12 protein-coding genes are annotated in these 12,206 nt (G+C 42.7%); 3 read left to right on the top strand and 9 right to left on the bottom strand.

Going from position 1 to position 12,206, the window contains the following annotated elements; all coding sequences use genetic code 11:
- The first annotated feature begins 37 nt into the window (after positions 1-37).
- On the top strand, positions 38-1,018 hold the full coding sequence (cra, locus tag ATG66_RS03520; protein ID WP_005397989.1) for a catabolite repressor/activator: 981 nt from the start codon (positions 38-40) through the stop codon (positions 1,016-1,018).
- Positions 1,019-1,027: 9 nt separating this feature from the next.
- On the opposite strand, the gene ATG66_RS03515 is transcribed toward cra, so the two are convergent.
- A complete protein-coding gene (locus tag ATG66_RS03515; RefSeq protein WP_179885581.1) occupies positions 1,028-1,981 on the bottom strand; it encodes an endonuclease/exonuclease/phosphatase family protein in 954 nt (317 codons plus the stop codon).
- Positions 1,982-2,106: 125 nt separating this feature from the next.
- Here ATG66_RS03515 and ATG66_RS03510 point away from each other — a divergent pair, with 125 nt between their 5' ends.
- Together ATG66_RS03510 and ATG66_RS20995 are read left to right on the top strand one after the other, a co-directional pair.
- Positions 2,107-2,631 (top strand): RNA-binding S4 domain-containing protein, encoded by a 525-nt coding sequence (locus tag ATG66_RS03510; protein WP_098413984.1) that lies wholly within the window; start codon positions 2,107-2,109, stop codon positions 2,629-2,631.
- 348 nt (positions 2,632-2,979) lie between these two features.
- Positions 2,980-3,108, top strand: coding sequence for a hypothetical protein (locus tag ATG66_RS20995; RefSeq protein WP_257145710.1), 129 nt, complete (start codon positions 2,980-2,982; stop codon positions 3,106-3,108).
- A 245-nt stretch (positions 3,109-3,353) separates the two neighbouring features.
- Here the strand turns inward: ATG66_RS20995 and ATG66_RS03505 are convergent, their stop codons facing one another.
- The 8 genes from ATG66_RS03505 to ATG66_RS03470 all read right to left on the bottom strand — a co-directional run bounded on the left by ATG66_RS03505 (position 3,354) and on the right by ATG66_RS03470 (position 12,055).
- Positions 3,354-3,743, bottom strand: coding sequence for a universal stress protein (locus ATG66_RS03505; protein ID WP_098413983.1), 390 nt, complete (start codon positions 3,741-3,743; stop codon positions 3,354-3,356).
- A gap of 854 nt (positions 3,744-4,597) precedes the next feature.
- Positions 4,598-4,756 carry a YoaH family protein gene (locus ATG66_RS03500; protein ID WP_098413982.1) on the bottom strand — a complete coding sequence of 53 codons (159 nt, stop codon included), beginning with the start codon at positions 4,754-4,756 and terminating at the stop codon, positions 4,598-4,600.
- Between the two features lie 42 nt (positions 4,757-4,798).
- Complete coding sequence (locus tag ATG66_RS03495; protein ID WP_098413981.1) at positions 4,799-5,920, bottom strand: conjugal transfer protein TraF; 1,122 nt, start codon at positions 5,918-5,920, stop codon at positions 4,799-4,801.
- A 58-nt stretch (positions 5,921-5,978) separates the two neighbouring features.
- Entirely contained in the window at positions 5,979-6,860 is an 882-nt protein-coding gene (locus tag ATG66_RS03490; protein ID WP_098413980.1) for a DUF2861 family protein, read from the bottom strand.
- A 6-nt stretch (positions 6,861-6,866) separates the two neighbouring features.
- Positions 6,867-7,529: a response regulator transcription factor VxrB gene (vxrB, locus tag ATG66_RS03485; protein WP_098413979.1), complete on the bottom strand. Its 663-nt coding sequence runs from the start codon at positions 7,527-7,529 to the stop codon at positions 6,867-6,869.
- Positions 7,504-8,958 (bottom strand): sensor histidine kinase VxrA, encoded by a 1,455-nt coding sequence (vxrA, locus tag ATG66_RS03480; RefSeq protein WP_098414509.1) that lies wholly within the window; start codon positions 8,956-8,958, stop codon positions 7,504-7,506. The genes vxrB and vxrA overlap by 26 nt, the downstream gene beginning before the upstream one ends.
- A gap of 155 nt (positions 8,959-9,113) precedes the next feature.
- A complete protein-coding gene (gene pntB, locus ATG66_RS03475) occupies positions 9,114-10,490 on the bottom strand; it encodes a Re/Si-specific NAD(P)(+) transhydrogenase subunit beta (RefSeq protein WP_098413978.1) in 1,377 nt (458 codons plus the stop codon).
- An 8-nt stretch (positions 10,491-10,498) separates the two neighbouring features.
- Positions 10,499-12,055 carry a Re/Si-specific NAD(P)(+) transhydrogenase subunit alpha gene (locus tag ATG66_RS03470; RefSeq protein ID WP_098413977.1) on the bottom strand — a complete coding sequence of 519 codons (1,557 nt, stop codon included), beginning with the start codon at positions 12,053-12,055 and terminating at the stop codon, positions 10,499-10,501.
- Positions 12,056-12,206 lie beyond the last annotated feature (151 nt).

Genomic DNA, 12,206 nt, shown 5'->3' with positions numbered 1-12,206 from the left:
ATTAATATGATCGCGCGCACAGAATAAGGTTTAGAATATGACACTGGATGAAATAGCCAAATTAGCAGGCGTTTCTAAGACAACTGCAAGCTATGTGATTAACGGAAAAGCGCAGAAATACCGCATCAGCGAGAAGACTCAGAAGAAAGTGATGGCCGTTGTAGAAGAATACAATTATAAGCCAGATCATGCGGCGTCTTCTTTGCGAGCAGGTAATTCACGCTCATTTGGGCTTATCATCCCAGACTTAGAAAACACCAGTTATGCGCGTCTTGCAAAACTGATTGAACAAAACTCGCGTAAAGCAGGGTACCAAATTTTAATTGGCTGCTCTGATGATGATCCTGATACAGAGCAAAAGGTGGCGGAAGCGTTAGTCAGTCGTCGCATTGATGCGTTGTTTGTGGCAAGTGGTATGCCCACTGCAAACGAGTATTATCTTAAGTTGCAAAATTCTGGTACGCCAGTTATCGCGCTAGACCGCCCAATGGATGATGAGCACTTTTGTTGTGTCATCAGCGAAGATTTTGACGCCGCACTTGAACTCACTCAGTCAGTACTGTCCGAGGATATAAAGTCCATTGGCTTAATCGGCGCATTGCAAGATCTTCAAGTTTCAAAAGAGCGTGAGCTCGGTTTTCTATCCGCTTCTCAACAAGGTGGCAAAACGGCAACAGTGGGTTATGGACAACACTTCTCCCGAGAAGAAGGCAAGAAAGTCTTAGAGAGATGGCTAGCAGAGAACGAGCTGCCAGATGCCATTGTCACAACGTCATACACACTGTTAGAAGGTGTGTTGGATGTGATGCTCGAAAAGCCAGAACTCATGAGCAAAGTTCGCCTAGCGACGTTTGGTGATAATCGACTGTTGGACTTCTTGCCAGTGAAAATCAACTCTTTACCTCAACAATTTGAGTTGATCGCGGACAGTGCAATGGAGTTAGCACTCAACGCTTCCGCCAAACGTTATAAACCGGGTGTTGAGTTGATTCCACGTAAAATTGTTAAACGTCACTAAACAGGTTACTCAAAGCTTTACTTCAGCCGTCAGCGCCACAAATGCGTGGTCGCTGGCGTTTTTATCTCTGTCATAAATCGGGTTGATCAGATGTTGGTTAGACACCTGATAGTCAACAACCTCGGCAACCGATATATCTGATAAGGTGTCAAACTCTTGAGAGAGCAAGATATAGTCGAGCACATTCCCAGTGGAAAAATGATAATGCGTAGCGGGGCGTTCATCCTTCAGAACGTCACTTTGTAATGACCATCCATCTTTGAGTTGCAGTTCAGTGACGCTGTCACCAGCATTGGATACCAATGCGCTATTAACACTGGTTGGTGTGATAGGTTGATTCATATCACCCATTAACACCGTTGGCATTGGCTCCTTTCTATACCTTTTTTGCATCGCGTCTCTTAACATCGCAGCTTCCCAACCTCTTTGCTGGGTGGATAACCAACGAGCAATGACAGAGCTAGAGGCATCTGGCGTTTCAGAATCGGCAGGGCGTTGAGATTTTAAGTGCGTCACGTAAACGGCGATATGACCAAGAACAGGGTGAACAACTTGTCCATACACGGGCTTTCGGCTGAACTCTGGCGCTGCGTTCACACCAAATGGTTCGAGCGATGCGGTGTCAAAGTCGACTGGCTGTATTTTTTCTATGGGGAACTTAGAGGCGATCGCGACAACAGGGCGAGAGTAGATGTAATCACCTTCCACATGCGGTGTGTCGACAGTAGCAAAGTAGGGATAACCTATGGTTGAAAAGAAAGACTTAGTGTGTTCAATACTGAACACCTCTTGTAAGCCAATCACGTCAGCTTCGAGTTTTTCAATTTGGCGTTGCGTCCAGGCAAGTTTGTCTTGCCATTGATCTAACGAGTAGATGTTTTCGAAATCGTAGTAAGCATCAGGCGGTGCGACAAAATTGAATAAGTTTGCCGTGACAAAGGTAATTCTGCTTGGTTGAGACAAAGCAATCACTCCTTTCACAATAGTTTCGAGAGTATATACCCAGCTGGTTCTAATAGCAGTCTATGGTTTCTATTTTTACATATTCCGTTTAAACTCCCGAACAGAAAATCAGATGAGTAAATGACATGACCCAAGATTACGACCACGAAGAGTATTTAGAAGGCGAAGAGATTGAGATCGAAGCGATTGGTATCGACGTTGATGCGCATCCGATCGAACTGTACAAGCTTTTTAAAATCGCAAACTTGGTCAGTGGTGGTGGTGAAGCGAAACACATCATAGATGAAGGTTATGTGGCGGTTAATGGCGAGCTGGAAACGCGTAAACGCCGTAAAATGTACGATGGTGACTTCTTTGAATTCAACCAAGAATACTACGTAGTTGTTTGTGATGCGCCAGCGACTGAGCCCGAAACCGCAGAAGAAAAAGCGGAGAAGAAAGCAAAGAAAGAAGCAAGCTCATCTCGACAAAGTAAATCATCTAAACCGAAACCTTCTGGCCCTAAATCAACGGGTCGTAAAGCAGCGCATAAAGAGCGTAAAGCGCAACAAAACGCGCTGTCGCAATCGGCGAAGAAAGGTAAGAAAGCTGAAAAGCCGCAAGCGACTCGTGATCCGAAGAGCGGACGTAACTCTATTGACTTTTTCTAGCTTTATCGTGAAATATTTCTCAGGTTATTGATAATCTTTCATTTATTGAGGCATGTAATGTCTCAATAAATAGGAATATTATCTAGTTTATGGTAAATAGCTTATGTTCAATATGAACTAAAAAATAAGTACCTGACATAGCGGGAGTCTGCACCAGCATATTTTTAATTTATTGAAACTAGGGTAGCAAAGAAAGAACGTATACCAATCACTCATTCCGGATTGATTTAACATAACACATATAATGCGCACTTAAGTTGTGGGAGCAAATTTGTAATGTCACTATTTACCAAAGTTAAAATGTCTCCTTAGCTTGCAGTTACTAAGCTCTATAAGGATACATTTGAGATGCTAGTGACTATGAATGACTCTGATATCAATCGTTTTAAAGTAATCCAAGATGTTTGTGACCGTTGGATCCGCCGAGTCGATGCGGCAGACATTCTTGATTTGAGTGCGCTGGGATTCTATCAATGAACACGATCAAAAAAGCCGAACCCCATCGCTAAGGTTCGGCTTTTTTGTTTGGCATCGTATTAACACAGATTTCAGCCTGTCGAGATCAATCAACTAAACAAAAGTATCGGCTTCCTTATTACTATGTAGATTATCATTTATGACATTTCGGTGCAGTTCACACGGTTTAAGTTTGCGTTCGTTGTTGCGCCTGGCGGTTAGAAGCAAAGCGCAAGCTGGACAAAACTTATTCTCAACGCCTCTGGTTACTCGTCTAGATACACGATCAGTAGATCTGCTTCTACTTCATTTGCAACCTTTGGTACAGATGAGAAAAAACGGCTCAATAAATTATGATGATGACCACACACAACTAAATCAATCCCCTCTCTCTTCACTATTCCTGATAGCTTAATGTGCAGATCGCCAATTACTGCCATGTTATCGCTAATAGGATAATCGTATTTATCCGCAAGTTCTTTTAACTCACGTTGAAGCTTTTGTTCTTCTTTTGCTTCCATTACTACTCGATCAACATCAACGTATACCAACGAAAGTTTACTGTTTGCGCTCTTTGCTTGGTTAATTGCTTTTTCGATAACGACTTGGCTAGATTGAGATAAATCAACAGCGACTAATATGTGCTTGTAATCCATTCCTTCTCTCCCTGTTAGTTTTCATGTGCTTACCCTAAGTCTAGCCCACTAAAAACGATTGTTATGTGAGAAAAGAGATTTCTTCGAAATATTCGAGTTCAATTTTTCAGCCGTGAGAAAGTAGGCCGAATGAAGAAGTACATTGGTATGAGACAGGGATACTTTCATTATTTTATCCTTAACGACTGCTCATAAAGCATCAAAAACACTTAGTGATTACGTTGTCACAAAATGGTTAATGCCTGTCTTTAGTTTTACCTTTCATTAAGTGACACTGTGACATGTAAGTTAACGCTTACAAGGTTATGGTGAGGTACTCATAGAGCATTGTTAACGAGCTATTCGATTTACTATACCCAAACCGGGTTAGATGATCATGGCAATTAGCCTGAACCTCTTCTCGGTGAGTTGCAATGCAGCTGAAATGTCTGCAAGTGCTTACTGTACCTTAAACCTTAACTATGTCGGCATTATGACTCTCAGATCATATGTTACCGCGTCTCTTTTATATTTTTCTAGCATATTTCACTATCCATAAAACACACGCTATTCAGGATGTAATAAAATTACAGAGACATTCTTTTTTTGCTTTATTGTTAGCGCAATCATCTTTTATAAGGTAATGTAAATAAAGGAATTTAATCTTAAAATCCCTAGATGGGCTTAACCTGATGTTGAAAGCGTAGTCTGTTAAATTCAAAAAGGTAAAATTTTACCTTTTTAGTTTGGGGTATTTATGCGATGACTAATCTACATATAGTGTTACGTCGTAACTAAGTGAGGCGATGGAATGATGAGGGGGAAGGTTTTAATATAAAAAACAGGGTCTGAGCCCTGTTTTTTGAGTTTATGGTTTAATCTTGCTGCTGTTTATTGGCGTAATCAGCTCGAATCTTCTGAGCAACAATTTTTATGGCCTCAGCGGTACTTGTCCCCTTCGCCATCAATTCTTGAATTCGCTCTACAGCTTGTTGCTGCTCTTGGTGAGACAGCGGAGGTAAATCGTCAAACATAAAAAGCTCCTCATTTTTGTGGAGCTGACTATAACGATTAGCTCAATAGGTCGCAAGGAAATTAATTGAAGCGCCCATTGCATTTTCGTTCGTATACTGTGCCGCAATATCCAGCTCGATGAGATTCAGAGGTGATAAACCAATCCCTGCAGTGATAGTGTCCTCACTATTACTTTGAGCTAAGTTCTTCATGTATCCTGCACGTAACGCCATTTGACGTAAAATATCAAACTCAATTCCAGCACGGATCATCTGTGTATTATCGTCGAAAGAAGAAAATCGTTTTTCTTCATTCAAGTCGTAGTCAACACTCATGGTGAAGTAGTCAGCGACAATCCCCGCCCCTACGGTATAAATAGGACGCATGCTGTACTCATAGGATTTAATCGTATCGGCACCATATTGAAAGGATTTGGTTTTCACATCTCTTCCTATTAAGTTCTTTGCAGAAAGACCTAAACGATAAGGGCCAAAGAACCATAATGCACCTGCATCTAAGTTAAATATCGTTTCAGCTGTTTCATTTTCTCGTAAGTCTTTGGTGTCAAAGTGTTGAAAGCTTGTGGCGTAAGAGTATGTGTAAATACGCTGAAGTTTAGGCGTAATACCTAGTGAAAGGTGTTGATTCATAAAATTGGTGTATTTGGCGAGCGAGACTCCTGCTTCAGCGACACCAATTGATACTCCTTGAACGTAGCTATCGTTCAGAGGATCGTTGCCCGAAGTGTCTATATTTGGTTGGACAAATGACTCGGTATACAACTTCCCGTATGCAGTGGCAGATAAAAACTGATTCGGAATGCCTATAGCGACGACGCCTCCAAGATCAAAGTCCATTCTCTTGCCGTTGATAGCGTTCATCGACGTTTTGATTTCATTGACATCATTGAGTTTGCTAATGCGTTCCATTTCATCAATAAGATCATATTGATCATTATAGTTTCCGCCGAAACTTGGTACGATCATACCTGCGTCATCGTTGCGGCGATAGATTGCGGTAAGTGCTGGGTTGAAAAATGGAGCGGTAAGATAAGTTGCTGATACCGTGCCAACACCACCCATCGCATCGCTGCGTGCTTCGATAGCATAAGTGGCGGCAGACGCAACATTAACGAAAATGGTTGCAGTGATGGCGGTGGCTAAAACTTTGAGTTGGATTTTCATATTACACTTACGATTTATTCTTCCTGAACATATATCGGCACAAGTGTAATTTCTTTAACTATTCTTCTTGAGAAAGATCATAAGTACGGCTGATAGTTTGAGCTTGTTCAACAATTATATCACCCTGCCAACGGCGGCTGTTAATGCTGACAGCAAGCACATATCGATCATTAGGTACACCAGCAAGCTCTAACGAGTTTGGATAGTTAGATTCGTAGGTCTTCTTCCATATTTGTTCATACTGGCCATCAATATAGTCATAGAGACCGACTTCAAGTTGTGGTAATGGGCAGTGCGGGTTGCGCAGAGCACTTTTTTCTACCTTCCAGTTCTCTTTTGACATCCAGCGAACATACTGTGAAGAGTTGGAGTCTCCTAAAATCACCCACGTTCGGTACTTTCGTTTGTCTTTTGCAACAATAGATAGGTGATATAAACCCGCTTCGAGTTTACCTGTCAGGTTATAGCGTTTTAAAAAGCTACGCTCATTAGCAAGCTCTGTCTCGTTAGCCGGTTCTTCTTTACTGAAAGAGCTATCTGCTGATATTGAATCATCTACCCAACGGTGGAATGAAATATCTTCAATATCGGTCGTTGCTCTTAATTTAACCACGAGTCGAAATGTATCACGACCCGGGCTTTGTATTGTTTGACGAATAACGTTCACACCACTTATCCATTCAGGCAGCGTTACATCTGTTAGCGATTTTCCGCAGTTTTTGGATAGTGATTGAGCAAGAAGTTCATTGAGGTGAGGCGTCAAGTCTCTACTTGATTCGGTTTGCCAAAGTTCAACGAGGGAGTTAAACATCCCAGCAAGATCATCTTCGAGTAAGTGTTGATGTGCCTGTATTAACGGTGTGTTGGTTTGAAACCAGTCCATCGCATGGACTGGTTTTACCAACATTAATGAGAGAACTACAGGGAGTAGTGTTTTCATTATTGTTTATGCTTTCATTTTGTAGCCAACACCACGAAGTGTTTCGATTTCTAGCCCTGGCAATTTTTGACGTAGCTGGAGTACGTGAGTGTCAACGGTACGTGTTGTAGGAAAGTGATTGTAACCCCATACATGGTCAAGCAACTCATCTCGAGTAAACACGCGTCCTAAATTAGATGCTAAAAACAGTAGCAGATCAAACTCAGTACGAGTTAGGGTGATAAGCTCATCTTTGTATGTCACTTCACGGGTTGCACGGTCAATCTTTAAATCTTTAGTCATCACTTTGTCAGCGCTGCTTTGCTCATCTGCATCCGGAGCTCGTAGCTGAGCACGAATTCTCGCAAAAAGTTCTGCTTCAGCAAAAGGCTTAGTCAAGTAATCGTTCGCGCCGGAATCAAGGCCAGCAACTTTATCTTTTACAGTAACGAGTGCCGTTAACAAGATAACTGGTACATCTTTAATCTGTTTCCATCCAGAGAGACATTGTACCGAGTCCCCATCTGGGAGTTGGCGATCGAGAATAACCAAGTCAGCTTTTTTCCATTGTGGTTCAACGTCAGCAATACGTTCCACATGTAAACACTCATATCCTGCTTGTTCCAGGCTTACTAACAGGCCATCAGCCAAGTTTTTATCGTCCTCAACGAGAAGCAGTGTCTGTTTCACAAGGTATCTCCAATATAAAAGTTGTAGGTGGTCCCATTAGGGACATTTTTCCGCCCATGCGGCCTACCATAGATTCAACGATTGTTAATCCAAGTCCTAATCCGCTTTTACTTACGAACGGCTTTTTCAAATTAGCCCAATCTTTAGCAGTTAGGCCACCAGCGTCACGGACTTGGAACTCTAGTTTTTCTTTACTGGTTGAAACGTTTAATTCAACCGGTGGAACGCCATACTTAAGTGCATTACGAAGCAAGTTATCGATACAGGTACCTAACCAGTACACATTAACTTTAGCAGCCGCATCTGCGTTGATGTTTAAAAGCACGGCATTATCAAATTCTTCTTCAATCTTAAATTCTAACCATTCTGCAACGGATGGAACCCAGTCTGTTGCAAGCATTTGGTTATCTGATTGTAAATAATCTTTACTCGCCTCTGCCAATTGACGTAAACGACGCGTATCTTCACACAATCTTCGGAATTCGTCATATACACTTTCAGGTAGATGCTCAAACTCTCGACGGAAGCCTTCTACAGTCATAGAGAGTGATGCGATAGGCGTTCTTAACTCGTGTGTCAAAATTTGTAACACAAGCATTCGACTACGAAGTTCTTCACGCTTACTATTCCAACGATAAACAGCCCAACCAATCACAAGCAGGATATTCGCGATAACCAATATGATCATGCTGATCCGCAAAACTTGTGAGTGATCTTCTACATCCCAGCAAATGTTGCCTCGTTTTACGAAACAGCTTTTATTCTGTGATGCCAAAGCGTAAGAAAGGCCAGCATTCGCGACATTTTCTTGCCAGATATCTTTGTCAAAAACAAAGTAACGATCCCCACGACGTAGCCAAAATTCGTTATCTTCAATAAACATACTTGCGCCAGCAATCAAGGCATTAATGGCATCATCGTCCATGTTTTTCAAGCTTTCTAATAGTTCATCGCCCTCTTCATTGTCACGCTCTTTAATGTGCATGTATTGGGCTAACTTGGGTCTAAGTTCTGGATACTTATCAACATAACGAGCTGCGTAACTCCCACCGCCAGGATGGATAAGGCCACTACGTGAAAACCAACGTGGAGTAAGCTGTGTGCCTTTACAGATTGCTCTTGTAAATACCAAAGGCTCAGTGATCAAAGGGCTTAACGGCAATTTACCACGACAAGTATTTGCCAAACTATAAAGCTGTTGAATATCTTTTAATGGGTAATCGGACGTTTGCGGCAGAAGCGAATCTGGCGCAAGTAACTTAGTAGGATAATTTGATTGCAAAATACGAATATCATAAGACTTAAGAGCCATCTCATAGTTAAATAGCTCTGTAAACGTATCTATTCGTTCTGGTAGTGAATCGGAAAATGCAGGCGCCGACACAAACGGCAGTGTAGCTGCAAAACCGAGCAAAAACTGTTTAATCAAACTGTTACCGTTACTTGTTACATTAGCCAAAACTATACATTAATCTAAATGCAATTGACATCAGCTGACGGCAGGATTTGCATTACTATAACATTGAAGAGAAAAGAAAAAGGGCCAGCAATTGCTGACCCTGAACAGTTTTAAATCAATAGTGATTACAATGCTTTAGAAATAGACTCAATACTTTCTTTTGCGTCGCCAAATAGCATTGAAGTATTTTCTTTGAAGAACAGTGGGTTCTGAACGCCTGCATAACCAGTATTCATTGAACGCTTGAATACAACGACGTTTTTCGCGTTCCAAACTTCCAACACTGGCATACCTGCAATTGGGCTGTTTGGATCTTCAAGTGCAGCAGGGTTTACTGTGTCGTTGGCACCAATGACCAGCACGGTATCGGTTTCAGGGAAGTCGTCATTAATTTCATCCATTTCCAGAACGATATCATATGGGACTTTTGCTTCTGCAAGCAACACGTTCATGTGACCAGGCAAACGGCCTGCGACTGGATGGATACCAAATCGCACATCAATACCCTGTGAGCGAAGTTTATCGGTGATCTCGTGTACTGGATATTGCGCTTGAGCCACAGCCATTCCATATCCCGGAGTAATGATGACTGATTTGGAGTTTTTCAGCATTTCAGCAACTTCTTCCGCCGTGGTTTCACGGTGTTCGCCCTGCTCTTCGTCACCAGAAATCACTATCTCTTGGCCAAAACCACCCGCTATCACACTAATGAAAGAGCGATTCATTGCTTTACACATAATATACGACAGTATCGCACCAGAAGAGCCAACTAATGCACCGGTTACGATCAGTAGGTCGTTTGCAAGCATAAAACCTGCCGCAGCCGCAGCCCAACCTGAGTATGAGTTCAGCATTGAAACGACAACAGGCATATCTGCACCACCTATTGATGCCACCAAATGGTAACCGAATGCAAACGCAATTAACGTCATCACTATTAACGCGAACATGCTGCCATCGGCTTTTACGAAGTAAATCATAAGAAGCGTAGACACAACGACTGCCGCTAGGTTCATTTTGTGCTTATGAGAAAGGTTAAGCGGTGAAGAAGAAATTACACCACGTAGCTTACCAAATGCAACAATAGACCCAGTAAAGGTCACGGCACCGATAAACACACCAAGGAACACTTCCACGAGATGAATAACGTGTTCAGCATGCGTCACCGCTTCGGGGGCATCTAGGTAGCTATTATAACCAACAAGGACCGCTGCCAAACCAACGAAACTGTGGAGGATTGCAACGAGCTCTGGCATTTCTGTCATTTCTACTTTCTTCGCGTAGAAAATACCAATCGCCCCACCAATCACCATCGCAATAATAACCCAAGCAAACCCTTGAGCTTCTGGACTGAAGATCGTTGCAATTAGCGCGATCGTCATACCAGCGATACCATAGTAATTACCATTACGCGCTGACTCTTGCTTAGAAAGTCCCGCTAAACTCATGATGAAAAATAATGCAGCAACAATGTAAGCTGCCTGTACTAATCCTGCAGACATTGTAACTCCTATTTATCTTTACGGAACATTTCAAGCATACGCTTGGTTACGGTGAAACCACCAAAGATGTTGATACTCGCGATCAACACAGCGATAAAGGATAGGAAGGAAACCACCCCATCACCTTGTCCAATTTGCAGCAATGCACCAACAACGATAATGCCTGAAATAGCATTAGTTACCGACATTAATGGCGTATGCAGTGCATGAGTTACGTTCCAAACCACGTAATAACCGACCACACAAGCTAAGACAAATACAGTGAAGTGCGAAAGGAATGCTGCTGGAGCGACAGATGCAATCCAAGCAAAAACACCAACCGCCGCTACTAACCCAACAATTTTTTTCGTTGGTGACGTTGGTTGTTCAATTTTTGGCTCTTTCTTAACTGGTTGCTCTTGTTTGGCTTGCGGCTGCGCTGAAACCTTAATAGGCGGCGCTGGCCACGTAATTTCGCCTTCTTTAACAACGGTAACACCACGAATGACAACATCTTCAAAGTCAATATTGATGTTGCCGTCTTTTTCTTTACAAAGCAGTTTTAGAAGGTTTACAAGGTTAGTTGCGTAAAGCTGAGATGATTGCGTCGGCAAACGACCGACCATGTCAGTGTAACCGACAATCTTAACGCCGTTATCTGTGGTAATGACTTGGTCTTTAACCGTGTACTCGCAGTTACCACCGTTCGCTGCTGCCAAGTCCACAATCACGCTACCCGCTTTCATGCTATCAACCATTTCTTTAGTGATCAGCGTCGGTGCAGGTTTGCCTGGGATAAGAGCGGTGGTAATGATGATATCAACATCTTTTGCTTGCTCTGCATAAAGCTCGGCTGCTTTTTTATTGAAGTCATCTGACATTTCTTTCGCGTAGCCATCTCCCGATCCCGCTTCCTCTTGGAATTCAACGGTTAGGAACTCAGCACCCATCGATTCAACTTGTTCTTTTACTTCTGGACGAACGTCAAACGCACGTACAATCGCGCCAAGACTGCCAGCTGCACCGATAGCGGCTAGACCAGCAACACCAGCTCCGGCTACAAGTACTTTTGCGGGCGGAACTTTACCAGCAGCCGTTATTTGCCCCGTAAAGAAGCGACCAAACTCATGGGCTGCTTCAACGACGGCGCGATAACCAGCGATGTTTGCCATTGAAGAGAGCGCGTCTAAAGCCTGTGCACGAGAGATACGAGGAACACAATCCATCGCGAGAACGTTAATGTTCTTGCTTGAAAGTTGCGCCATCAACTCCGTTTGTTGCGCAGGCCAAATAAAGCTAATCAGCGTCGCACCATCTTTTAGCAATGCGATCTCGTCGATATTTTTCTCTTTATCTACGATTGGGGCATTTACTTTTAAGATAAGGCCTGATGTCCATACTTCTTCGCTAGAAACAATTTTCGCCCCAGCGGCTTCATAAGCGGCATCGTCGAAACTCGCTAGCTTCCCTGCTTGAGATTCAATCGCGACATCGAATCCCAATTTTATTAACTGCTCAACCGATTTGGGTGACGCAGCCACTCGCGATTCGCCCGCGAGTATCTCTTTAGGTACACCGATTTGCAAAACGCATACTCCTTGTATACATATCAATAAATTAGTTCTAAATAAGAGCTAAGCCGAAGCTCTTTACTCTAATTTTTTCTTCTTTCAATCTGTTGTTGATTACGCAAAATCATTTCAAACGGGTAATGCCGTTTAGAGCGCCCATTTGCAC

It is taken from the genome of Vibrio sp. ES.051 (assembly GCF_002563795.1).
Lineage (GTDB): Bacteria > Pseudomonadota > Gammaproteobacteria > Enterobacterales > Vibrionaceae > Vibrio.
This window is presented reverse-complemented; position numbering and strand designations above follow the sequence as displayed.

Coding starts and splice junctions, on each gene's coding strand:
- cra (WP_005397989.1), top strand. CDS start 38: ATGACACTGGATGAAATAGCCAAATTAGCAGGCGTTTCTAAGACAACT.
- ATG66_RS03510 (WP_098413984.1), top strand. CDS start 2,107: ATGACCCAAGATTACGACCACGAAGAGTATTTAGAAGGCGAAGAGATT.
- ATG66_RS20995 (WP_257145710.1), top strand. CDS start 2,980: ATGCTAGTGACTATGAATGACTCTGATATCAATCGTTTTAAAGTAATC.
- ATG66_RS03505 (WP_098413983.1), bottom strand. CDS start 3,743: ATGGATTACAAGCACATATTAGTCGCTGTTGATTTATCTCAATCTAGC.
- ATG66_RS03500 (WP_098413982.1), bottom strand. CDS start 4,756: ATGTTTGACGATTTACCTCCGCTGTCTCACCAAGAGCAGCAACAAGCT.
- ATG66_RS03495 (WP_098413981.1), bottom strand. CDS start 5,920: ATGAAAATCCAACTCAAAGTTTTAGCCACCGCCATCACTGCAACCATT.
- ATG66_RS03490 (WP_098413980.1), bottom strand. CDS start 6,860: ATGAAAACACTACTCCCTGTAGTTCTCTCATTAATGTTGGTAAAACCA.
- pntB (WP_098413978.1), bottom strand. CDS start 10,490: ATGTCTGCAGGATTAGTACAGGCAGCTTACATTGTTGCTGCATTATTT.